This is a genomic window from Nocardia transvalensis, assembly GCF_015477765.1.
GTDB classification, from domain to species: Bacteria; Actinomycetota; Actinomycetes; order Mycobacteriales; family Mycobacteriaceae; genus Nocardia; species Nocardia transvalensis_A.
The window spans coordinates 205,302-228,481 of sequence record NZ_JADLQQ010000001.1 but is presented as its reverse complement, the minus strand read 5'-3'; the positions used below and the strand labels follow the sequence as shown (position 1 = coordinate 228,481).

At 69.4% G+C, this 23,180-nt stretch carries 15 protein-coding genes; 4 read left to right on the top strand and 11 right to left on the bottom strand.

Going from position 1 to position 23,180, the window contains the following annotated elements; translation table 11 throughout:
* Positions 1–31: 31 nt before the first annotated feature.
* From narI to IU452_RS01035, 4 genes are read right to left on the bottom strand one after another with little or no spacing between them, the layout of a single operon-like run.
* Positions 32–769: a respiratory nitrate reductase subunit gamma gene (gene narI / locus IU452_RS01050; RefSeq protein WP_195106958.1), complete on the bottom strand. Its 738-nt coding sequence runs from the start codon at positions 767–769 to the stop codon at positions 32–34.
* Positions 766–1,446 (bottom strand): nitrate reductase molybdenum cofactor assembly chaperone, encoded by a 681-nt coding sequence (narJ, locus tag IU452_RS01045; protein ID WP_195106957.1) that lies wholly within the window; start codon positions 1,444–1,446, stop codon positions 766–768. Before narJ ends, narI begins: the two co-directional genes overlap by 4 nt.
* On the bottom strand, positions 1,443–3,152 hold the full coding sequence (gene narH / locus IU452_RS01040) for a nitrate reductase subunit beta (protein WP_195106956.1): 1,710 nt from the start codon (positions 3,150–3,152) through the stop codon (positions 1,443–1,445). Before narH ends, narJ begins: the two co-directional genes overlap by 4 nt.
* 2 nt (positions 3,153–3,154) lie before the next feature.
* Positions 3,155–6,865, bottom strand: a complete 3,711-nt coding sequence (locus tag IU452_RS01035) for a nitrate reductase subunit alpha (RefSeq protein WP_195106955.1) — start codon at positions 6,863–6,865, stop codon at positions 3,155–3,157.
* Positions 6,866–7,316: 451 nt separating this feature from the next.
* Between IU452_RS01035 and IU452_RS01030 the strand changes: the two genes are divergently transcribed.
* Entirely contained in the window at positions 7,317–7,757 is a 441-nt protein-coding gene (locus tag IU452_RS01030) for a YdeI/OmpD-associated family protein (protein ID WP_195106954.1), read from the top strand.
* On the opposite strand, the gene IU452_RS01025 is transcribed toward IU452_RS01030, so the two are convergent.
* From IU452_RS01025 to IU452_RS00995, 7 genes are all read right to left on the bottom strand, one after another.
* The gene (locus IU452_RS01025; protein ID WP_195106953.1) at positions 7,758–10,055 is read right to left on the bottom strand and encodes an arylsulfatase; all 2,298 of its coding nucleotides are present in this window, start codon (positions 10,053–10,055) and stop codon (positions 7,758–7,760) included.
* 81 nt (positions 10,056–10,136) lie between these two features.
* Complete coding sequence (locus IU452_RS01020) at positions 10,137–10,925, bottom strand: alpha/beta fold hydrolase (RefSeq protein WP_195106952.1); 789 nt, start codon at positions 10,923–10,925, stop codon at positions 10,137–10,139.
* A gap of 4 nt (positions 10,926–10,929) precedes the next feature.
* On the bottom strand, positions 10,930–11,301 hold the full coding sequence (locus tag IU452_RS01015; RefSeq protein WP_195106951.1) for a nuclear transport factor 2 family protein: 372 nt from the start codon (positions 11,299–11,301) through the stop codon (positions 10,930–10,932).
* Positions 11,302–11,418: 117 nt separating this feature from the next.
* Positions 11,419–13,155: an NTP transferase domain-containing protein gene (locus IU452_RS01010; RefSeq protein WP_195106950.1), complete on the bottom strand. Its 1,737-nt coding sequence runs from the start codon at positions 13,153–13,155 to the stop codon at positions 11,419–11,421.
* A 49-nt stretch (positions 13,156–13,204) separates the two neighbouring features.
* Positions 13,205–13,948 (bottom strand): VOC family protein, encoded by a 744-nt coding sequence (locus tag IU452_RS01005; RefSeq protein ID WP_195106949.1) that lies wholly within the window; start codon positions 13,946–13,948, stop codon positions 13,205–13,207.
* A 40-nt stretch (positions 13,949–13,988) separates the two neighbouring features.
* Complete coding sequence (locus tag IU452_RS01000; RefSeq protein ID WP_195106948.1) at positions 13,989–14,303, bottom strand: MGMT family protein; 315 nt, start codon at positions 14,301–14,303, stop codon at positions 13,989–13,991.
* A gap of 1 nt (position 14,304) precedes the next feature.
* Positions 14,305–15,066, bottom strand: coding sequence for an alpha/beta fold hydrolase (locus IU452_RS00995; RefSeq protein WP_195106947.1), 762 nt, complete (start codon positions 15,064–15,066; stop codon positions 14,305–14,307).
* Positions 15,067–15,151: 85 nt separating this feature from the next.
* Here IU452_RS00995 and IU452_RS00990 point away from each other — a divergent pair, with 85 nt between their 5' ends.
* The 3 genes from IU452_RS00990 to IU452_RS00980 all read left to right on the top strand — a co-directional run bounded on the left by IU452_RS00990 (position 15,152) and on the right by IU452_RS00980 (position 23,065).
* Positions 15,152–15,742 carry a TetR/AcrR family transcriptional regulator gene (locus IU452_RS00990; RefSeq protein ID WP_195106946.1) on the top strand — a complete coding sequence of 197 codons (591 nt, stop codon included), beginning with the start codon at positions 15,152–15,154 and terminating at the stop codon, positions 15,740–15,742.
* 185 nt (positions 15,743–15,927) lie between these two features.
* Positions 15,928–19,551: an ATP-dependent helicase gene (locus tag IU452_RS00985; RefSeq protein ID WP_195107450.1), complete on the top strand. Its 3,624-nt coding sequence runs from the start codon at positions 15,928–15,930 to the stop codon at positions 19,549–19,551.
* A gap of 13 nt (positions 19,552–19,564) precedes the next feature.
* Positions 19,565–23,065, top strand: coding sequence for an ATP-dependent helicase (locus IU452_RS00980; protein ID WP_195106945.1), 3,501 nt, complete (start codon positions 19,565–19,567; stop codon positions 23,063–23,065).
* Positions 23,066–23,180 lie beyond the last annotated feature (115 nt).

Below are 23,180 nucleotides of genomic sequence, written 5' to 3'. Positions count from 1 at the left end.
CGCTCGCATAATCGGCCGTCCACGACCTCCGTCACCGAGGCGGCGGCACCACCGGCGCGTCCCAGGCTCGGGCATAGCGCCGCTTGTCCACCACTTGCGGTTGCTTGCTGCGGTAGACGACATAGGGCCGCACCAGGTAGCCGATGGGTGCGCTGAACATGTGTACCAGGCGGGTATAGGGCCACACCCCGATCAGCGTGAGCACGATCAGCCCGTGCGCCTGGAAGGTCCAGGGCGTGCCGACCATCAGCTCCGGATGTGGGTTCACGGTGAACAGGCTGCGGAACCACGGCGACACCGTCTCCCGGTAGTTGTAGGTGCCCCACAGCAGGTTGCTGCCCATCGTGTTGAGCAGTCCGGAGCCGAGTGCGGCGGCCAGCAGGATGTACATCAGCTTGTCGTTGCGGGTAGTGGCCTTGCGCACGGCGGGCACGGTGATGCGGCGATACAGCAGGATCGTGATCCCGGCGACGACGGTCAGGCCCGCGACCGACCCCGCCGACACCGAGATCAGGTGGTAGACGTGCTCGGAGATGCCGACTGCCGCGGTCCACGACTGCGGGATGAGCACACCCAGGACATGGCCGCCGATCACGCCCAGCATCCCGAAATGGAACAGCGGACTGCCCAGCCGCAGCAGCCGCGACTCGTAGATCTGGGAAGACCGTGTCGTCCAGCCGAATTGGTCGGTCCGATACCGCCACAGATGGCCGAGGACGAACGAGGTGAACGCGATATAGGGCAGGGTCGCCCAGAGCGTGGCGGTCATCGCCGGCCCTCCGATCCGGTGAACAGCAACGGGTCCATGGCGAACGGCTCGAGGCCGACCTCCTCCTCGGGCGGGCCCGCGGCGGCGAGTTCGGCGATGCGGCGGCGGTCGGCGGTGGTGAGCGGCGGCAGCGTCGCGACCACGGCGGTCAGCACATCGGCATACGGGGAGCCCATGTCCGCCAACGACAGCCGCAGCAGCTCGATCACGGGCACGTGCTCGCCGAGCAGCCGTTCTCCGCCGAGGGGATCCACGGTGGCGGCGAATTCGAGCAGTACCGGCAGGTGATCGGGCAGTTCGCCGTCGCCGAGTTCGACTCCGGCGTGCCGGTAGGCGTGTTTGAACCGCAGCAGCGCCAAGCCGCGTTTGCGGGTGTCGCCGTAGGCGTAGTAGGTCAGGTGCAGGCTCGCCCGGCGGCGCAGGTCGAAGGTTTCGACGTACTGCTGTGCGAGGGCGATCGGGTCGGCGGCACGCAGATGGGGCAGGAAGGCCTCGAGGCGACCGCGCACTCCGGCAGGCAATTGCGCTGTCGCCGCAGACAATTCGTCGACCATCGCCAGTGTCTCGGCGCTCGGATAGTCCAGCAGCAGGGCGGCCAGGCGCCACACCAGCCGCCGGTCGCGCTCGGACATCGGCACGGCCGGTTCGGGGCGCCGCCTGACCCTCAGCAGACTCATCGGATCGCTCCCGTCGGTTCCGGCGTGGCAGTCGGATCGGTATCGGGAAGCGAAGCCTCGTTCGGCGCGGAACCGTTGTGCCCGTTGGCCTTCGGCCCCGAACCGTTGCCGTTGCGTGCGGGCAGCAGTCCGTCGGTCGACCTGCCGTCCCAATTGAGCAGGTTCACCCGCGTCGTTTTTTCCTCGGGTGCGGCGTCATTGGTGTCGGTGAGGTGGAACTTCTCGGCCATCACGTCGAAGGCCGTCATACCCGGGCCGCCGTCGGTGTCGAGGCTGCACCCGGTCGCCAGCGAATCGAGTTCGTGGGCCCGGGAGGTGGCCCCGCTCGGAATCACGTAGCGATGTTCGTATTTGGCGATGGCCAGCAGCCGGTACATCGCCTCGATCTCCTTGGGGGCCAGCCGCACCGATTCGGGAATCGACAGATCCGGCTCCTGACCGAGATTGATCGAGCGCATGAACGACCGCATGGCCGCCAACCGCTGCAACGCGGCCCGCACCGGCCCGACATCGCCCGCGGTGAACAGTTCGGCGAGATATTCGACGGGGATACGCAGCGCGTCGATGGCGCCGAACAGATTCGACGCGCGTTCACCATCGTGACCGGTCTGTGACAGCACGTCCACCACCGGCGACAGCGGCGGCACGTACCAGACCATCGGCATCGTCCGGTACTCCGGATGCAGCGGCAGCGCGATCTGATAGTCGACGATCAGCTTGTAGACCGGTGAATCCTGGGCGGCGGCAATCCATTCCGGGGAAATCCCGGCGCGTTCGGCCTCGGCGACGACCCGCGGGTCGTGCGGATTGAGAAACACCCCCAGCTGCGCCGGATACAGATCCTTCGGATCGCTGACCGAGGCCGCCTCCAGCACCGCGTCGGCGTCGTAGAGCAGCACTCCGATATAGCGCAGGCGCCCCACGCAGGTCTCCGAACAGACCGTCGGAATGCCGACCTCCACCCGCGGATAGCAGAAGGTGCATTTCTCGGCCTTGCCCGTCTTGTGGTTGAAGTAGATCTTCTTGTACGGGCAGCCGGTGATGCACTGCCGCCAGCCCCGGCAGCGATCCTGATCGACCAGCACGATGCCGTCCTCGGCGCGTTTGTAGATCGCCCCGGACGGGCACGACGCCGCGCACGACGGGTTGAGGCAGTGCTCGCAGATGCGGGGCAGATAGAACATGAAGGTCTGCTCGAATTCGAGCTTCACCTGGTCGGACAGCTTCGCCAGCAGCGGGTCCCGGCCCACCTGATCCGGGCCCGAGCCGAGGTCGTCGTCCCAGTTGGCACCCCAGGTGACCTTCGTATCCTCGCCGGTGATCAGCGATTTCGGCCGCGCCACCGGGGTGGTGTCCATGGCCGGGGACGACAGCAGGGTGTCGTAGTCGTAACTCCACGGGTCGTAGTAGTCGCCGATGGTGGGCAGATCCGGATTGGCGAAGATATTGAGCAGCCGCTTGAACCGCGACCCCGACTTCAGCGTGAGCCGCCCGCGCTTGTCCAGCGTCCAGCCGCCCTTCCACCGCTCCTGATCCTGATACTGGCGCGGATAACCCTGTCCGGGACGGGTTTCCACGTTGTTGAACCACACGTACTCGGTGCCGGATCGGTTGGTCCACGCCTGTTTGCAGGTCACGCTGCAGGTGTGGCAGCCGATGCATTTGTCCAGGTTCATCACCATGGCCAGCTGTGCCATGACACGCATCTCTAGTACTCCACTTCCTGCGAACGTTTCCGGATTGTGGTGACCTCGTCGCGCTGATTTCCGGTGGGGCCGTGATAGTTCAGAGCGAACGACTGCTGCGCGTATCCGCCGATGAGATGGGACGGTTTGATCATGATGCGGGTGAGCGCATTGTGGATGCCGCCCCGTTTACCCTTGGCGCCGAGGGGAGTACCTTCGCCGTCTTTTTGGGGACCCTCGATGCGCGGGACATCCACGGCCCGGTCCTGCGCGTGGTACATGAACACCGTGCCCTCGGGCATGCGATGCGAGACGATGGCGCGGGCCACAACGATCCCGTTGCGGTTGCTCGCCTCGATCCAATCGTTGTCCTGCACACCGATTTTCGCCGCGTCGCGATCGGACATCCAGATCGCCTGCCCGCCCCGCGACAGCGTCAGCATGTGCAGGTTGTCCTGATACGCCGAGTGGATCGACCACTTGGAGTGCGGCGTCAGATACCGCACGGTCACACCGGCCGCGCCGACGCTGCCGATGCCGGGCTCGCGGAACAGCGCCGACATGTCCAGCGGCGGGCGGAAGATCGGCAGTTGCTCACCCAGTTCGATCATCCAGTCGTGATCGAGGTAGAAGTGCTGGCGACCGGTGAGGGTGTGCCAGGGCTTGAGCCGTTCGGTGTTGATGGTGAACGGCGAGTAGCGCCGCCCGCCGGTCTCGGATCCGGACCATTCCGGCGAGGTGATCACGGGGACCGGCCGGGCCTGGGTGTCGGCGAAGGTGATGCGCTTGCCCTCGTGTTCGGCGGCCAGATCCGCCAACCGGGTTCCGGTGCGCCGCTCGAGAGCGTGGAATCCCTCGACCGCAAGCCGCCCGTTGGTGGTGCCCGACAGTGCCAGGATGGCCTCGGCGGCGTGGGTGTCCTTGGCCAGCGACGGGCGGCCCTGCGCGATACCGGAGACGATGGTGCCGTTGACGCCCTTCAGGTAGTCGACCTCGGCGTCGGGGTGGGTGGTGACGCCCTTGGTGGTCACGCCGAGAGTGTCGATCAGCGGGCCGAGCGCGGCCATCTTCTCCGCGATCCGCAGGTAGTCCCGTTCCACCACAACCAGTTTCGGCATGGTTCTGCCGGGAATCGGCTCGCATTCACCGGCCTTCCAGTCCAGCACCCGCCCGCCTGGCTGGGCCAGGGCGTCGGCCGAATCGTGTTGCAGCGGAACGGCGACCAGATCCTTGCGGGTGCCCAGATGCTTCTCGGCCAGCCAGGAGAAGCCGCGGGCAATGCGGTGGAACGCCTCGAAATCGGTCTTGGCCTCCCACGGCGGGGAGATGGCGGGGGAGAAGGCGTGCACGAACGGGTGCATATCGGTGGAGGACAGATCGTGCTTCTCGTACCAGGTCGCCGCGGGCAGTACGATATCGGAGAACAGCGTGGTGCTGGTCATCCGGAAATCCAGCGACAGCAGCAGATCCAGCTTCCCGGTGGCCGCCTGGTCGCGCCACTCGAGCTCCTGCGGGCGGACGCCGGTGGCCTCGGTGGTCTGCAGGTTCGAGTCGGCGCCCAGCAGATGCTTGTGAAAGTATTCGTTGCCCTTGCCGGAAGAACCGAGCAGATTGGCCCGCCACACCGTGAGGCAGCGCGGAAAGTTCTCCGGCGCATCGGGGTCCTCGCAGGCGAACCGCAGCGCACCGGACTTCAGGCCCGTCACGACATAGTCCTGCGGCGACCAGCCCGCCGCTTCGGCCTCGTCGACCAGATCCAGCGGATTGCGGTTGAGGGTCGGATAGCTGGGCATCCACCCCAGCCGCGAGGCCAGCGCGACGTTGTCGGCGGCGGTGCGGCCCGAGAAACGTCCCGAACCCAGTGGGGAGGCGAAGGATTCGGCGGTGAACGGGTCGTAGCGCCACTGATCGTTGGCCAGATACCAGAACACCGTGCCCTGCATCTGCCGCGGCGGCCGCTGCCAGTCCAGGCCGAAAGCCAGTGTCGACCAGCCCGTCACCGGGCGGCACTTCTCCTGCCCGACGTAATGCGCCCACCCGCCGCCGTTGACGCCCTGGCAGCCGGTCAGCAGCGTCAGGGTGAAGAATGCGCGATAGATCTGGTCGGAGTGGAACCAGTGGTTGGTACCCGCGCCCATGAGAATCATCGAGCGCCCGCCGGAACGCTCGGCATTGTCGGCGAATTCGCGGGCGATCCGCTCGGCCTGGACGGCGGGGACGCCGGTGATCGCCTCCTGCCAGGCGGGGGTGTAGGGCTGGCTCGCATCGCCGTAGCCGGTCGGCCACTCGCCCGGCAAGCCCGCGCGCGCCACACCGTACTGGGCCAGCAGGAGGTCGAAGACGGTCGTGACCCGTTTGCCCGCGACCATCATGGTCGGCACGCCGCGGGTCACCACCGCCGCGGCATCGTCGTAGCGGGGAAGCTGCACGGCCGCAACATCGTCGGTGCGGCCGTACAGAGTCAGCAGGGGATCGGTTTCCCCGAGGTCGAGATTCCACCGGCCGGCGCCGGATTCGGTGAAGCGGTGGCCCAGCGAGCCATTGGGCACCACCGGCCGGCCGTCGGCGTCCAGCAGCACGGTCTTGTGCTCGGCGCCTTCGGTGGTGTCGCCGAGATCGGCGGCGGTGAGGAACTTTCCGGGCAGCCAGGTGTGTCCCACATACTCGCCGTCGGCGCTCCAGCCCCCGTCCTTGTCGTCGAGCGCCACCAGGAACGGCAGATCGGTGTAGCGCTTGATGTAGTCGAGAAAGCGCGGCGTGGACCGCTCGACGAAGAAGTCGGTCAGGATCACGTGACCCATCGACATGGCCAGTGCCGCATCGGTTCCCGGTCGCGCGGCCACCCACTCGTCGGCGAATTTGGTGTTGTCGGCGTAGTCGGGGGAGACCACGACCACCTTCTGACCGCGATAGCGGGCCTCGGTCATGTAGTGCGCGTCCGGGGTCCGGGTAACCGGGACATTGGAACCCCACATGATCAGGTAACCGGCGTCGAACCAGTCCGCCGACTCCGGCACGTCGGTCTGATCGCCGAACACCTGGGGTGAGGCCACCGGCAGGTCGGCGTACCAGTCGTAGAACGACAGCATCGACCCGCCCAGTAGCGATATGAACCGCGCGCCCACCGCATGGGAGACCATCGACATCGCGGGAATCGGCGAGAATCCGGCGACGCGATCCGGGCCGTACCGCTTGATCGTGTACACATGTGCCGCAGCGGCGATTTCGGCCGCCTCCCACCATTCGGCGCGCACGAATCCACCCTTGCCGCGGGCGGCCTTGTAGCGCCGGGCGCGCTCGGGATCCTCGACGATCTCCTCCCAGGCCAGCACCGGATCCTTGCGGCGGGCCTTGGCCTCCCGATACATCTCGAGCAGCGCGCCGCGCACGTACGGATAGCGCACGCGCGCAGGCGAATACGTGTACCAGGAGAACGAGGCGCCGCGCGGGCAGCCGCGCGGCTCGTACTCCGGCTTGTCCGCACCCACCGAGGGGTAGTCGGTCTGCTGGGATTCCCAGGTGATCACGCCGTCGGAGACGTAGATCTTCCACGAACAGGATCCGGTGCAGTTCACGCCGTGGGTGGAGCGCACCACCTTGTCGTGTGCCCAGCGGTTGCGGTAGAACTCGTCGGCGTCGCGCCCGCCCACTTTGTGCACGGTGCGATGGTCGGGCGAGACCTCACCGCGGGTGAAGTATTTGCCCACCTTCAACAGCGCGTCACCGGCGTCCATCGACGGCTTCCCGGATGAATCGGAGGGGGTCGGTCCCTTTGTCTGCGCAATAACCACAACGCCCCCTTCGAGCTGTCACACCTGGCTACTGACTCGACTGTAAGTACCCGGAAGAGGCGGGCAAAACGGTTCTCTCACACCGCTCGAACGGGTTCGGTGAGCTGTGAGATCGGAGAAACGTGCCGGTCACTGGACAATTGCGGCAAACCGTCCCGGAGGCGGGGCCGACCTGCGGCAATGCGCCGACCGCCGCGGAAATCGACCGCACGGCAGGAGCTGTCGCGACCCTGCGGTGATGCTTCGGAAACGACGGGTTCTCGGGTGCTTTACAAAACTTTACAAATCCCGCCGCCGACTTCTCTCCCGCGTAATACTACCGAACGGAATATTTGCCGGAAGATCGCGCGAGGCATCCACCGGTCCCGGCATCGGCCGAACTAGGGTGCGATACATGCAGCGATTCGAGGCGACCATCGAACCCGCGCGCGGCGGCGGGGCCTACGTGGCGGTTCCGGCGGCGGTGATCGAGGCCCTGGGTGGCGGCGGCCGGATTCCCGTGCGCGCCACCTTCGACGGCATCGACTACACCGGCTCGATCACCTCCATGGGTGCGGGCCCGTGCATCGGACTGCTGAAGTCGATCCGCACGGCACTGGGCAAGGGCCCGGGCGACACGGTCACCGTGACCGTCGAACGCGACAGCACCGAGCGGACTGTCGAGGTCCCCGACGATCTCGCCGCGGCACTCGCCGAGGCCGGTCTGCGCGCGGCCTTCGACAAACTCTCCTACTCCCACCGCCGCGAGCACGTGCGGGCCATCACCGACGCCAAACGGCCCGAAACCCGTGCCCGGCGCATTGCCAAGGCCGTGGACATGCTGCGCGAGGGGTAGTCACTCCGCGACGAGTTCGGCCTCGGACTCGACCGCACGCACTGCCCGCTCGGGCACCCGCAGCGGGCCGGGGGTATAGGTGACCGCGCGCAGCTCGCCGGTATAGCGGAAGGGGCCGCGTCGCTGCCGCAGCTCCCAGGCGACCGGGCCGCGAGCGTCGACCCCGACGGAGATGCCGGTCCACGGCGCCATGCCGACCAGTTGCACTCGGTCGAGCAGCTGGGCGACCGGGTCGCCGTCGATGCTGATGGTGAAATCCCAGCGCAGGCGCGGCCGGACGAGCGCCGTCACCGTGACCCACCGCGCACCTGCCGGAATCGGCGCGTCCGTCTCGGCATAGCGGCCGTAGCTGTTGAAGCCGAACACCACTCGCCCGTCCTCCACGTAGAGCAGATAACCCCCTTGGGGATCGCCGTGTGCGACCAGCACGCCCTCGTCGCCGGGCCGATACCCGGTCAGCTCGGCGGTGACGGTGAAGTCGCGGTAGGCGATCAGGCGCTGGGAGCGGTAGCGCTCCAGCGTCGGGGTGCCCGGCAGGATGCGCAGTGGCCGCGACAGCCGCGCCTCCTCCGGGCGTCGCCGGGCCAGATCCTTGCGGGTGATCAGCGGAAAGACGGTATTGCGCCAGGCCGCCTCGTCCCAGGCGCGCGCCAGTTCGGCCACCTTCTGCGGGTGCTGCGGGGCGACATCGTGCAATTCGGTCGGATCGGTGCGTACATCGAACAGCTGCCAGCGCGGGGCATCGATATCGGTGCCGGGTTCGTGCAGTGCCAGCAGTTTCCAGCCGTCTCGGTAGAAACCGCGATGGCCCGTCATCTCCGAGTACTGCTCGACGTGGCGGGACCGGGCCTGCGCCTCGCGCAGGACCTCGACCGCGGAGACGCCATCGAAATCCTTGGCGGGCAGGCCGTTGCGGGTGCTCGGCCGGTTCACGCCCGCCAGCTCCAGCAGCGTCGGCGCGAGATCGGTGACGTAGACGTATTCGCGGCGAATCTCACCTGCGGGCAACCCTTTCGGCCACGACACGATGAACGGTACGCGCACGCCACCGGCGAAGGTCTGCCCCTTGTAGAACCGGAACGGTGTGTTGGACGCCTGCCCCCATCCGCGCGGATAGTGCACACCGAGCCGGGCGGTGCCGATCAGCTCCTCGTCGTGCGGGACGTCGCCGACCCAGCCGGGATCGTCGACGTGCGCGAATTCGGCCAGATAACTGCGGGTTCCGACCGGCCCGCCCTCGGCGGTGCCGCCGTTGTCGGAGGTGAAGACGACGATGGTGTCGTCGAGTTCCCCGAACCGGTCCACCACCTCGAGCAGGCGGCCCAGGTTCTGGTCGATGTTGTCGACCATTGCCGCGTAGACCTCCATGTAGCGGGCGAAGCGTCGCTGCTGGTCGGCGGGCAGCGAATCCCATTCCTGCGCCTCGTATCCCGGCTCGGTATTGCGCGGCTTCTGTCGCGTGCCCTCGGGGAACAGGCCCTGAGCCAGCTGTGCGGCGAATCGGCTCTGCCGCAACCGGTCCCAGCCCGCGGCATAGCGGCCCCGGTACTTGGCCAGGTCGACATCCTTCGCCTGCAACGGCCCATGTAACGCGACATGAGCGAAGTAGAGGAAGAAGGGCTTGGTCGCGTCGTGGGCGCGCAACTCCTTCAGATAGGAGATCGCCTTGTCGGTGAGATCGTCGGTGACGTAATAGCCCTCGGGATACTGCTCGACATCGACGACGGAGCCGTCGGAGACGATCTGGTTCGGGTGGTAATACGAGTTGAACCCCTCGAGCGAGCCGTAGTACCGGTCGAAGCCGCGCCGGGTCGGCCACGAATCGCGAGGAGCCGCCGGGTTCATCGTCGCGTCGCGCACCAGATGCCACTTGCCGACCGCATAGGTGGCATACCCGTTGTCCCGCAGTATCTCCGGGAGTGCCAGCACGTCGTCGGCCAGTTCCAGCCGCAGCCCGGGGTAGCCGGGATCGGCATTGGCGACGAACCCGAAACCCGCGCGGTGGGCATTGATTCCGGTCAGCAGCGCCGCCCGCGACGGTGAGCACAGGGGAGTGGTGTGATAGTTGGTGAGCCGAATCCCGCGCTTTGCCAGACGATCCAGCGTGGGTGTCTCGATCTCGGCGCCGAACGGCCCGATATCGCTGTAGCCCATATCGTCCACCAGCACCACGATGATGTTGGGTGCGCCCGCGGGCGCGGTCGGCGGATACGTCCATCCCGGCGTGGAGTCGGCGGTGGTGCGCCCGATCCTGCCGGTGAAGTCCTCGTATCCGCGGGCGTATTCGGGCACAGGCATGACCACCAGCAAACAACCCGGCCCGCCCGGTTCACCAGGGTTTCGCGCAGGGTGCGCACAAACGGGCCGGGGCGCGCGGTCTCAGGCGAAAAAGTCTCTGACGCGGGTGGTCCAGGTTTTGATGTCGGCTACCGATCTCGCTATGTGCAGGGTGGAGTTGGGCATCAGGTCGTGCAGTCGGTGGGCGGTGGACAGCGGGTGTAGGGGGTCGGTATCCCAGGCCAGGATGAGGGTGGAGTGGGGCAGTGTCGCGATGTCGGTGGGGTTCGGGAGTTCGGACATGCCGACTCCCCGCAGGATCGACGCGAGCAACTCGTCGGGGACATCCGGGGTCGGGTCGAATTGCGGATAGTCGGCGAAGATGGGCAGCGGCTGCGCGTGGGCCGCCTTCTCGCGCCAGGCCGCGGCTCCGATTCTGTCGATCTCGTCCGCCGCATCGAGGTACCACCGCGCCGCCCGGTCGGGTCCGGTCTGCCAGGAGGCGGGCGGTATCAGCAGGGCCAGCCGGCGGAAGCGGTCCGGGGCCGCGATCGCGGCACGCAGCGCGCAGTCCGATCCCAGGGAGGAGCCCGCGAAGTCCATGGGCTCGTCGAGGTCCAGAACATCCAGCAGCGCAAGCAGGTCCGCGGTGAAGTTCTCGAAGAGGTAGTCCTCGGCCACCGGTCGGCCGGTCGATCGGCCGTGGCCGCGCTGGTCGTAGGTGAGCAGGCGGCGGCCCGCGCCCAAGGCGTCGAAATCGAACAGATCCAACCGCCGAACGGCCGCCCGGCTCAACGGAACTCCGTGCGCATAACCGACCGGTGAGCCGGAGCCGGTGAACTGGTAGGCAATTCGCGCACCCGGCCGCTCGAGATATCTGTCCGAGCTCATCGGTCTACCCGGCGGTCATCGCGGTGAACGGGGCCATGTCGAAATAGTCTCGCCATGCCACGATTTTGCCGTCGCGGACCTCGAAGGTGCCCATGACCGGGAGTTCGATCTTGTTGTCGCCGATGGTGAAGCGGTCGGTGCGCTCGTTGAGGACGGTGTCGCCGACCCCGGCCTGGTGATGGACGGTGAAGTGGATATTGCCGAAGCTGCCGAGGAAACCGCGCAGGAACTCCAGGATGGCGGGCTTGCCGACCAGAGGTTCCATCGGAATGTTGTGGTAGACGGCGTCGTCGCTGAAGTATTCGGCGATGGATTCGGGGGTACCGGTGGCCCATTCCGCGCAGAAGGCGGTGACGAGATCGCTCGCGGTGGTCATGCGTCCTCCTCTTTTAGAACGCGTTTCAGGATGCCGGGCTGTCGTGATACGCGCAACCTACTGTCCCGGTGAAACGATCCGACGCCACCGCGCGCTCGGAACGGTAGTGACCGGCAATCACCCACGCAGGGGCAGGAATTCGACCAGGTCGCCGTCGGTGGCGTTCGGGGGGACGACGGCCAGGCCGTCGCGGTCGAGGAGGCCCGCGAGATGGGCCGTGCGGATGTGGGGGTCGCCGGTGCAGCCGCCCTCGGGGTGGGCGCGGGCGGGCACGATTCGTGGGACGGGGCCCGCGATTTCGGCGGCATTGGCCAGAGGCAGGAGAAGGGGGCGCGACGGTGTGCGGCCGATGCGGCCCTCGACGATCGCCGGGGCCAGCGCCAGCAGCGTCGCGACCGCCGCGTACGGGTTACCGGGCAAACCGAGAACCGTGGTGCCGCAGCCTGTTTCGGCCACCACCGTGGATCCGCCCGGCCGCAGGTGCAGACGGTGGACGAGGATCCGCGCCGCGGTCCGCTCCAGGGCGTCGCGGAGCTGATCGGCGGCTCCGCCGCCGGTGGCGCCGACGACGACGAGCAGGTCGCAGTCGTCGGCGGCGACCAGCACCTCGTCGAAGCCGTTGGCGGTATCGCGCAGGTGCACGCGGTCCAGCGCCTGAATGCCGTGCCAGGACAACAGCTCCGGCAGTACCGGCCCGATCGAGTCGCGGGTCTGCCCGGCGCGCAGGGGTCCCTCGCTGCGGATCTCGTCACCGGTCATCACGATGCGCGCCCGCAGCGGTCCGCGGACCACGGCCGCGGCGACCTCGGCGGCGGTCGCCACCGACACCAGCGCGGCCGAGACCGGCGTGCCCTCGGCGGCGAGGAGATCACCCGGCTGCCAGTCCTCGCCGCGGTGGCGGACGTCGTCGCGGACCGGGGTGTCCGGCAGTCGATGCAGCAGGCCGTCCGCGTCGATCCGGACGAATTCGTCGCGCACGACGGTGCTCGTCCCCTCCGGCACGTGCGCGCCGGTGGCGATGCGCACCGCCTCCCCGGCCAGCAATCCGACCGGGCGCTGACCGCCCGCGAAACCCACATCGCGCCGCAATCGCCACGGCCCGTCGCCGGAGACCGCGTAGCCGTCCATGGCCGACACATCGAACCGGGGCAGCGCGTCGGCGGCCGTCAGCGGCACCGCCAGGGCCGCGCCCCGGGCCGAGCGCAGCGCAACCTGGTGGGAGGGGAGCCGGGAAAGACCCTCGCGCAAGATATTTCGCGCCTCGTCCAGCGTCAGCGGCGACGCCTTGGCGCGGGCCCGGCGGATATCGTCGGCGGTGTCACAGTCGGCGACGCCCTCCAGGGGCACCATGACCGTATCCATCGGCACCAGCGCCTTCATGGGCTGGTTGACCAGCGAGTCCAGGCGGTCCACTCCGGCCAGCAGGGCCGAGCGCCGCCACAATCCCACCAGATACTGCGGCCGACCCGAGTCGTCGGCCGCGAACACCGCATCGGCGCCGGATTCGGTTGCCTGCCCGATCAATTCGTCGACCGCGGCGGCGGTGAGGAACGGCATGTCGGCGGCCAGGACGACGATCAGGTCGGCGGGGAAGTCGCACTCCTCCAGGGCCCGCAGCCCGGCCGCGATCGCCGCGACCGGACCGGAGCCGGCCGGGACCTCCTGAACCTGCCGGATCCCCGGGGCGAGTTCCGGCCGGTGCGGGCCGACGACGACGGTGCGGACACACCCCGCCACGGCGGTGAGGGCCGTCTCCAGCATCGACTGCCCGCCGACCACGATCGCGGGCTTGTCCACCCCACCCATCCGGGTGGCTCGCCCGCCGGCCAGCACGATCGCGTCGACGGTGGTCACGAGCGCTCACCCCGCAGGTTGATCATGGCGCCGATGGTAGGCGATCGAGTCAGTCGGCTCGCGCCCGCAGCAGGCGGAACTCGTAGGTCTCCGGATCGGACAGGACGGCGTGCGCAGTGTCGACGGAGTGGGACGCGTGCGGCCGCACCGCGGTCGCACCCGCCGCGCGCAACCGGGCCAGGTCCTCGGCCGGATCGTCGGTGGAAAACGACGCCAGTTCCAGATGGACGCGGCCGCGGGCTCCGCTGTCGGTGCGGGACCGGACGAATTCCACCCACGGTCCCTGCTCGGTCGCGGACCGGATCCCGGCCGAGTCGGCCTTGTCGTGGACGATCGGCCAGCCCACCGCGGTCGACCAGAATCGAGCCAGGCGGGTGGGGTCGTGAGTCTCGACGACAATCGCGGCCACCGCGCCGGTGCCGAGGTACTCCTCGCGCGGCTCCAGCACGCAGAATTCGTTGCCGTCCGGATCGGCCAGCACCGTCCACGGCGCCGCGCCCTGGCCGATATCGACCGGTCGCGCACCTAGCGCCAATGCTCGGTCCACTTGCAGCCGTTGGTGATCGGGTGAGCGGGCGGCCAGATCGAGGTGGATGCGATTCTTACCGGACTTCGGCCGCGTCGCGGGCAGGAAGGTCAGCGCCACATCGGGTGCATCCGGATCGGGTGCGGCCACCTCGATCCGGTCGGGCCGGTCCACCGCGACCTCCCAGCCCAGCAGCCGGGCCCAGAAGCGCGCCACGGCCCGCGGGCGGACCGCGTCGAACGCCACGCACGCCAGACGGGTGGACATGGTTCCACCGTAGCCGCCCCGCCGGGACGTCCGGGCCGTTTCAGGCTGTGCCGCGGCGGGATTCGAACCGGAACCGGGCGGCGGCCAGGTCGACCCGGTCGCCGCGAATCGGGCAGCCCTCCTCGGCGAGGTGCCGCAGCTGCCGGTGCGCCAGATGCGGTGCCGGGGTGCCGTCCGCGCGCAGCACACGATGCCAGGGTAGGTCCGCGGCATCGGTGCGCATGATCCAGCCGACCGTGCGCGGGGTCGACAATCCGGCCGCCGCGGCGATATCGCCGTAGGTGGCGACGCGGCCCGGCGGGATCGCGGCCACCAGCTCGCGCACGCGCTCGATCTCGGCATCCGTGGTGGGCATCTCAGAGCACCGATCGGATGACGGCGGCGGTTTCGGCCGGGCGGGCCTGGGGGACCATATGGTCACAGTCGAATTCGTGGATGGTCAGCCGATCCTCCAGTTGCTGGGCGAGCGCGGTGCACAACCGGTCGGTGACGAACGGCGATTTCATCGCCCGCACCAGAACGGTGCGCAACTGTGCGGGCGGCGCGACGACCTCGCGGGCCAGCTGTCCCCAGTAGGAGACGACCGCGGGCAGGCTCATCCGCCACGCCATCCGTCCGGCGGGAGTGGCGACCAGGTGCTCGGCGAGTTCGTCCGCCAGCAGTCGCGGTTCGACCTCGCCCCAGGCGGTTTCGAGCTTGTCCAGCCGCGCCGCATCGACGTCGGCGTAGTCGGGCGCGGCCAGCATGCTCTCGGTGATATTCAGCAGGAACTGCGGGTCCAGGCCGATGGCCGGATCGAGCAGGGCCAGCGCGCGCACCAGATCCGGTCGCCGGTGTGCCAGATGCATCGCGGCCGCGCCGCCGAACGAATGCCCCACCACCACCGCCGGTCCGTCGTCCAGCAGCCCGATCAGATCATCGACCACCGCCTCGAACGTCCACGGCGGTAATGCGGTGGACCGCCCGTGCCCGCGCAGGTCGGGGGCGACGATGCGCAGATCCGGCAGGTGCTCGGTGGCCAGTGCCGCCCAGCGCCTGCCGTGTCCGGTCAGGCCGTGCAGGGCGAGGACGAGCGGGCCGTCGGACGGGCCGAAACGATGAACGTGGAGAGCGGACACTCGATCATTGTGCCGCGTAGAGAGCTGGTGCCCTATCCCTAATAGTATTAGGTTGAGCGTTGATCGCCGAGGAAGAGAGGTTGTGATGTCACCCCGAGCAGGACTGACGGTGGAGCGTGTCGTCGCCGCCGCGGCCGAACTCGCCGACGAGATCGGGTTCGACAATCTGACCCTCTCGGCGGTCGCCCGGAAATTCGGCGTGAAGGATCCGAGTCTGTATGTGCACGTGCGCAATCTGCACGATCTGCGGGTGCGGGTGGCGCTGCGGGCCAGTGCCGAACTGAACGATCGGATCGGCCTCGCCGTCGCGGGCCGGTCCGGTAAGGATGCGCTGGTCGCCTTCGCCGACGCGTACCGTGCCTATGCTCTCGACCATCCGGGCCGGTATGCGGCGACGCAGATCCGGATGGATCCGGCCGAGGTCGCCGACGAGCCCGCTTTCCGGCGCGGTGTCGAACTGACCGCGTCGATCCTGCGCGGCTACGGTCTGGCCGACCCGGTGGGTGTGGACGCGGCCCGCCTGCTGCGCAGCACCTTTCACGGTTTCGCCACCATCGAGGCCGCGGGCGGCTTCGCCCACTCCCGCCCCACCGACGTCTCCTGGCGGCACATCCTCGACGTCCTGCATCAGACCTTGTCGAACTGGCCGACCGGTGCCCGGGAAAGCGACACCTGACGAAATTCGAAAGTGTGTTCGAATTTCGGTAGTCCGGATTTGCGGGCAGTGCGGCAGAGTCGGTTATGCGCGCGCGGCGCGGGCTGGGTGGCCTATCACAAGATGGCCACTTTCGGTGTGAGCGACACAGTTTGCGGGGCGGAAAAGTATTTCTGTCGGGGGTGTCTGTTGAAATAGCGGCCGTGATGCGATCGGATAGCTCGGTGCGACTGGTGCGCCGCGGCGAGACGGCACCCCGCCTGCGGGAGTGGGGGGCCGACGTCCGGACGCTGTTCGCGAGCGGGGGAGTGGATCCGGGGTGGCGGCCCTGGCAGGTGCTGGGCGGGCCGGGGACGGGGAAGACGTCGCTGCTGGTCGATGTCGCCGCCGATCGGATCGCCGACGGCGACGATCCGGAATCGGTGCTGGTGCTGACCCATTCGAAGGCCGCCGCGCTGCGCGTACGCAATGCCATCACCCGGCAGTTGGCGTCCCCGCACGGTGGCGTGCCGGGTGCGACCCGGGAACCGCTGGTGCGCACGGTGCATTCGTATGCCTTCGCGATCCTGCGCATGCACGCCGCCACCCACGGCAACCCGCCGCCGCGCTTGCTGACCGGTGCCGAACAGGATGTGGTGCTGCGGGAGATGTTGCGCGGGGAGCTGGAGGATATCGCCCGCGGCGCCGAGGAATTGTGGCCGCAGCGGTTGCAGCCCGCGCTGGGGACGATCGGATTCGCCGAGCAATTGCGCGACCTGATGTTGCGCGCCACCGAACGCGGCCTGGGGCCCGAGGATCTGGTCGAATTGGGCCGCCTGCACGACCGGCCGGAATGGGAGGCGGCCGGTCGCTTCCTGGAACGCTACGAGCAGGCGATGCTGCTGCGCTGGTCGGTCGGCATCGAGGCGCCGGAGGCGACCGCGCCCGCCCTGGACGCGGCCGAACTGGTGGGTGCCGCGCTGGATGCGTTGCTGCTCGATCGGGCGTTGCTCGACGCCGAACGCGACCGCATCCGCTGCCTGCTCGTCGACGACGCCCAGCACCTGGACCCGCTGGCGGCACAGCTGGTCCGGGCCATCGGCGGCGGCCCGGCGACGACGGTGGTGGCCGGGGACCCGGATCAGGCGGTGTTCACCTTCCGCGGGGCCGACAGCCATTTCGTCGCCGATCTCGATGCGCCCGCCGAGCGGCGAATCATCTTGCGCGACAACCGCCGATCCGCCGCGGCGGTGCACGGTGCCGTCGCCCGCATCTCGGCGCGCCTGCCCGCCCTGGCGCCGCATCGGTTCGAGGTCGACGACACTGCCGACGGAGCCGCGGGCGAGGTCCAGGTGCGGGTGCTCACCACCCCGGCCAAGGAGGCGGCGCTGATCGCCGACCACCTGCGCCGCGCCCACCTCACCGACGGCGTGCCGTGGTCGCAGATGGCGGTCGTCGTGCGCTCGGTGCCGCTGTCGCTGGCCCCGCTGCGCCGCGCCCTGCTGGCCGCGGGAGTGCCTGTGCAGCAACCGAAACCGGACGTCCCCCTGGCCCGCCGCCGCGGTGCGGCCTGGATGCTGCTGTCGCTGCGCGCCCTGCTGTCCGGCGAACGCGCCCGCCCCGACATCTTCACCGACGACGACGCCCTCGACCTGCTCACCGGCCCCCTCGGCGGCGCCGACCAGATCAGCCTGCGCCGCCTGCGCCGCGGCATCCGCCGCACCCTCCTGGAACGTGCCCCTCGCCGCCCCGAGCATGTCGATCCCCGAGAGGCCACCGCCGACCCCTGGGCCGACGACCTTCCGACCGGCGGCGACCCGCCGGTGGTTTCCGATCCCGGCACGGCCGGGAATTCGTCCTCCGAGCCTCGGACTACCGAGAATGCTGAAGATGCGGGTGGCGAGGACGGCGACGGAGCGGCGGATGCGAACCCTGAGGTCAGCGACGGCAATCGGGGTGCGGTAGCGGTAGGGGACCGGCAAGCGAAATCCGGGTCCGAGCGCAGGCGGGAGTCCAGCGTCGATGACGACTTCGCTTGGGAGGCCGTGGATTCGGCGTGGTCGGCGGATCTGGATCGGTCGTCGGCCGAGGTGTTGCGGGATCTGGTCACCGGGGTGGGGGACTTTTCGATCCTGGAGCGGTTGACCGAGGTGGAGGCGGCGCCGCTGCGGCGGGTGCTGAAGGCGGTGGCGCGGGCGCGGCGGGCCTGGCGGCGCGGGGCGGGGCTCGAGGATGTGCTGTGGGCGCTGTGGACCGGATCGAATCTGGAAAAGCGCTGGGTCGGGCAGTCCGAACGCGGCGGGGCGGTGGGCATGCAGGCGGATCGTGACCTGGACGCCGCGGTGGGACTGTTCGACGCCGCGGCCGCCTATGTGGACCGATTACCGCGCGCGACCGTCGAAGGCTTCGTGGAATATCTGGAACAGCAGGAGATTCCGCAGGATTCGGCGCCGCTCACCGATCCCGGCGAGGCGGTCGCCATCGTCAGCGCGCACGCGGCGGCCGGGCGGGAATGGGAGGTCGTCGCGGTCGCCGGTGTGCAGGAGGGGATCTGGCCGAATCTGCGGCCGCGGGGCACCCTGCTCGGTGTCGAGGATCTGGTGGATCTGGTTGGGGGAGTGTCCGATTCCGGCGAGCGCGTGAGCCGGGCCGCGCCCATCCTGGCCGAGGAGCGCCGGCTGCTGTTGCTCGCGTGCAGCCGAGCCCGGCGGTCGCTTCTTGTCACGGCCGTGGAATCGGTGAGCGGTGACCGCGATCTGGTGCCGTCGCGATTCCTGGCCGAACTCGATCCGCAGGCCGCCCCGGGCGAATCCGGACGCATCCCCGCCCCGGTCGATCCCGGCCGGGCCCTGGTGATGCAGGCTCTGATAGCCGAATTGCGCAGTGTCGCCTGCGACCCCGAGGACGCCCCCGACCGTCGACAGCGGGCGGCCCAGCAGCTGGCCCGGCTCGCGCGCGCGGGCGTCCGCGGCGCGCACCCCGACGACTGGTACGGGACCGCCGCGGTGAGTTCACAACTGCCGCTGTGGGATGACGAGCAGGGCCCGGTGTCGCTGTCGCCGTCGACGGTCGAACTGCTGAAGACCTGCCCGCTGCGCTGGGCGCTGGAACGCCACGGCGGCAGCGACGGCGACAATCCCCATGCGGTCAAGGGCAATCTGGTGCACACCCTGGTGCAGGCCCTGGCCGGGCAGGTGACCGAGGCCCAGGTGAAGGCCGCGCTGGTGCGGGCGTGGAAGGCGATCGACCCCACCTCCGGCGACACCGGACCGCACAGCTGGCATTCGCGTCAGGAGCTGCGCCGCACCGAATCCATGCTGGACACCTTCCTCGCCTGGCTGCGCAACACCCGCACCGAACTGACCCAGCTCGGCGTGGAGGTGCCGGTGGACTGCGTGCTGCCGGCCCGCGGCCCCGACGAATATCCGGTGCGCATCCGAGGGCGCGTCGACAGGGTGGAGCGAGACGCGTTGGGCCGCTTCGTCATCGTCGACGTCAAGACCGGTAAGACACCGATCACCAAGCAGGCCGCTCAGGATCATGCCCAGCTGGCCACCTACCAGGTCGCCGCGGCGGCGGGCGCGCTCGACGACGGTTCCGCCGATGCCGAACCGGGTGGGGCGCGGCTGGTGTACGTCGCGAAGCCGAACAGTAAGGAGGGCGCCACCCAGCGGCTGCAGACCCCGCTCGACGAGGAGGGAATCGACCAGTGGCGCGGCACCATTCACGAGGCCGCCGCCGCCACCCGCGGACCCAGCTATCTCGCCATGCGCAACGACGGCTGCCGGCACTGCTCGGTCTCCGGCAGCTGCCCCGTGCAGGACAGCGGCCGCCAGGTGACCGATACGTGAGCGGGCGCGGGGCATGAGGATCACGCCGTGGCAGCTGGCCGATGCCCTCGGCCTGCCGCCGCCGACCGACGAGCAGGCCGCCGTGATCGCCGCCCCGCCCGGGCCGACGCTGGTGGTCGCGGGCGCCGGAGCCGGTAAGACCGAGACGATGGCCGCGCGCGTGGTGTGGATGGTCGCCAACGGGCTCGTCGTGCCCGATGCGGTGCTCGGCCTGACGTTCACGCGAAAAGCCGCCCAGCAGTTGACGACTCGCATCCGCACCCGGCTGGCGCGGCTGGCCGGATCGCCCCTGCTGCGGGAGATCGATCCGGACGGGCGGCTGCGGGCGCTGTTGACCGGCTCCGAACCGGAGATCAGCACCTATCACTCCTACGCCGGGCGGCTGCTGTCCGAGCACGGCCTGCTGCTGCCGGTGGAACCCAACGCGACCCTGCTCACCGAGACCCAGCTGTGGCAGCTCGCCCATCGCGTGGTCACCACCTGGGACGGCGATCTGGACACCGAGCGCACCCCGGTATCGGTCACCGAGGCCGTGCTGGCGCTGTCGGGTCAGCTGGCCGAGCACCTGGTGGAGCCCGAGCAGCTGGCCGAGGCGCACACCGAGCTGGAGAAGCTGGTGTTCACCCTGCCCGCGGGTCCTCGTCAGCGCGGCGGGCCCAATCAGGAGCTGCAGAACATCGTCGCCGTGCAGAAGGAGCGCGTGGCCCTGCTGCCGCTGGTGCAGCGTCTCACCGAGGAGTTACGCCGCCGCGGCGCATTGGATTTCGGCTCCCAGATGTCGCTGGCCGCCCGCCTGGCCGCCGAACATCCGGAGGTCGGCCACGCCGAACGCGACCGCTTCCGCCTGGTCCTGCTCGACGAATACCAGGACACCGGCCACGCCCAGCGCATCCTGCTCGCCGCCCTTTTCGGCGACCTCGGCAATACTCACGGAAATCCGGATTCCTCGGTGGAACAGGGTGTTTCGGTCGACCTCGGCGAATTCGAAGGGCGCGATGAGGAATACGGCCCAGGTCGGCTGGCGGTGACGGCGGTGGGCGATCCCATGCAGTCGATCTACGGGTGGCGTGGAGCTTCGGCGGCGAATCTGCCTCGCTTTGCGACCGATTTCCCCAGGGCGCCGGGGGTTCCCGCGCCGATTCTGCCGTTGTTGACCAGTTGGCGCAATCCGCCGGAGGCGCTGGATCTGGCGAATCTGGTGGCCGAACCGTTGCGGGAGGCCGAGGGCGGCGTCGGTGTGGATGCGCTGCGTCCGCGACCGGATGCCCCGGCGGGGACGGTGGCCCTGGCGCTCACCGAAACCGTTGCGCAGGAACGAGAGTGGGTTGCCGAGCGGATTGCGGCCGAATGGGAGGCGCATGCCGATGCGGGCGCGCCGCCGCCCACCTCCGCGGTGCTGGTGCGCCGCAACGCCGATGCGGCCCCGCTGGCCGAGGCGTTGCGCGAGCGCGGGCTACCGGTGGAGATCGTCGGATTGGGCGGCCTGCTGGCCACTCCCGAGGTCGCCGACGTCGTGGCCACCCTCCGGCTGATCGCCGATCCCGCCGCGGGCAGCGCGGCCACCCGGATTCTCACCGGTGCGCGCTGGCGCCTCGGCGTCACCGACCTGGCGGCACTCGCGCGCCGCGCGCGGGAACTGTCGATCGTGAAGCCGCGCGATCAGGCGGCCGCCATCACCGACGGCGCGGCGCTGGCGCAGGCGCTGCGCTCGGTCGCGCCGGAACCGGCCGAACAGGCGGGCCTCGTCGACGCCATCGCCGATCCCGGTGCACCCGAACAGTATTCGGAGCACGGCTACCAGCGCATCGTCGCACTGGGCCGGGAGCTGGCGGCCCTGCGCGAACGCAGCGGCCAATCGCTCCCGGAACTTGTCGCCGACGTGGAGCGCACCATCGGCGTCGGCGTGGAGACCCAGGCCCGCCGGGCGGCGGCCGGTGGCGGCGCGGGCCGCGAACATCTCGATGCCTTCTCCGAGGTCGTCGCCGGATACGCCGCCGACCACCGAGCCACGCTGCCCGGCCTGCTGGCCTTCCTGGCCGCCGCCGAGGAGGTCGAAAACGGTTTGGAGCCCGGCGAAGTCGAGGTGGCCCGCGACCGGGTACAGATCCTGACCGTGCACGCCGCCAAGGGGCTGGAGTGGGAGGTGGTGGCGGTCCCGCATGTGGTCCGCGGCGTCTTCCCCTCCGGCACGGCCGCGGGCACCTGGCTGGGGGCGCTCGCCGAACTGCCGACCTCGCTGCGCGGCGACCGGCAGCGCGACGACGCCCGCGACGGCGTGCCGGTGCTGGATCTGGCCGACCTCTACGACCGCACCGATCTGGAACAGGCCATCAAGAAACACAAGGACGCCCTGGGCCGGCGCCGCTTCGACGAGGAGCGGCGCCTGTTCTATGTGGCGCTCACCAGAACCGAACGCGCACTGTTCGTTTCGGGTCATCACTGGGCCGAGACCGGCGCCACCCCGAAGGGCCCCTCGGATTTCCTGCTGGAGCTGAAGCACGCGACCGAGGCGCCCGGCTCGGCACCGGCCACCACGATTCGCATCGACCACTGGGCCGACCCGCCCGCCGCCGAGGCGGTCAACCCCTTCACCGACAACCCGGCCTCGGCCGCATGGCCGCGCGACCCCCTCGGCAAACGCCGCGGCGCCGTCGAGGAGGGTGCGACGCTGGTCCGCGACGCTCTCACCGACCTGCCGCCGGAATCGAGAGAATCGGCCCGCGGTTCCGGCCAGCAATTGACCCTGTTCGCCGAGGAGGGCGGGGAGCCCGACGAGCCCGACGACGACCCCGAGGGCTGGGCCGCCGATGTCGACGCCCTGCTCGCCGAGCATTTCGCCGCCGCGGACGGTGTGCGCGAGGTCGAACTGCCCGAGCAGCTGCCCGCGACGGCCCTGGTGGATCTGCGCGCCGATCCGGCGAAACTGGCCGCGCGCCTGCGCCGCCCGCTGCCGTATCCGCCGAGCCCGTTCGCCCGGCGCGGCACCGCATTCCACGCCTGGCTGCAGCGCTGGTTCGGGGCGACGCGCCTGCTGGATCTCGACGAACTGCCCGGCGCCGCCGACAGCACCGAAACCGATGCCGAGCTGACCCGGCTGCAGGAGGCGTTCCTGTCCTCCCCGTGGGCCAACCGCAATCCGGTCGAGGTGGAGGTCGCCTTCGAAACCTCGATCGCGGGCACCCTGATTCGCGGCCGCATGGACGCGGTCTTCACCGAACCCGACGGCCGCTGGCTGGTGGTGGACTGGAAGACCGGCGCCGAACCCACCCGCGCCGAGGAACCCGCGGTCGCCATGCAGCTGGCCGTCTACCGCCTGGCCTGGGCCCGCCTGATCGCCACCCGCACCGGCGCCACCGAGGCCGACATCCTCGAAAAGACCGGCGCCGCATTCCATTACATCCGCACCGGCCGCACCATCGCCCCCGCCGACCTTCCGGGCCCGGACGAACTCGCGCAGCTGATCCAGGCCGCGGCCCCCGACTGGTCCACCCCCACCGAGGACGAACCGGCCTGAGTCGAGTACCCACATCCATACCATCCGGTTACGGGGGAATCGAGACCGGCATCGTCGAGCGGATGCCGCACGGGGAGTACGTTGAGGGCGAGTGTCAGAGGAAGGCGAAAGCGGA

What these genes read in the sequence shown, in the direction of transcription:
- narJ (WP_195106957.1), bottom strand. Translation starts at nt 1,446, where the DNA reads ATGAGTCTGCTGAGGGTCAGGCGGCGCCCCGAACCGGCCGTGCCGATG.
- IU452_RS01035 (WP_195106955.1), bottom strand. Translation starts at nt 6,865, where the DNA reads ATGGACGCCGGTGACGCGCTGTTGAAGGTGGGCAAATACTTCACCCGC.
- IU452_RS00990 (WP_195106946.1), top strand. Translation starts at nt 15,152, where the DNA reads ATGTCACCCCGAGCAGGACTGACGGTGGAGCGTGTCGTCGCCGCCGCG.
- IU452_RS00985 (WP_195107450.1), top strand. Translation starts at nt 15,928, where the DNA reads ATGCGATCGGATAGCTCGGTGCGACTGGTGCGCCGCGGCGAGACGGCA.
- IU452_RS01000 (WP_195106948.1), bottom strand. Translation starts at nt 14,303, where the DNA reads ATGCCCACCACGGATGCCGAGATCGAGCGCGTGCGCGAGCTGGTGGCC.
- IU452_RS00980 (WP_195106945.1), top strand. Translation starts at nt 19,565, where the DNA reads ATGAGGATCACGCCGTGGCAGCTGGCCGATGCCCTCGGCCTGCCGCCG.
- IU452_RS01020 (WP_195106952.1), bottom strand. Translation starts at nt 10,925, where the DNA reads ATGAGCTCGGACAGATATCTCGAGCGGCCGGGTGCGCGAATTGCCTAC.
- IU452_RS01005 (WP_195106949.1), bottom strand. Translation starts at nt 13,948, where the DNA reads ATGTCCACCCGTCTGGCGTGCGTGGCGTTCGACGCGGTCCGCCCGCGG.
- IU452_RS01030 (WP_195106954.1), top strand. Translation starts at nt 7,317, where the DNA reads ATGCAGCGATTCGAGGCGACCATCGAACCCGCGCGCGGCGGCGGGGCC.
- narH (WP_195106956.1), bottom strand. Translation starts at nt 3,152, where the DNA reads ATGCGTGTCATGGCACAGCTGGCCATGGTGATGAACCTGGACAAATGC.
- IU452_RS01025 (WP_195106953.1), bottom strand. Translation starts at nt 10,055, where the DNA reads ATGCCTGTGCCCGAATACGCCCGCGGATACGAGGACTTCACCGGCAGG.
- narI (WP_195106958.1), bottom strand. Translation starts at nt 769, where the DNA reads ATGACCGCCACGCTCTGGGCGACCCTGCCCTATATCGCGTTCACCTCG.
- IU452_RS01015 (WP_195106951.1), bottom strand. Translation starts at nt 11,301, where the DNA reads ATGACCACCGCGAGCGATCTCGTCACCGCCTTCTGCGCGGAATGGGCC.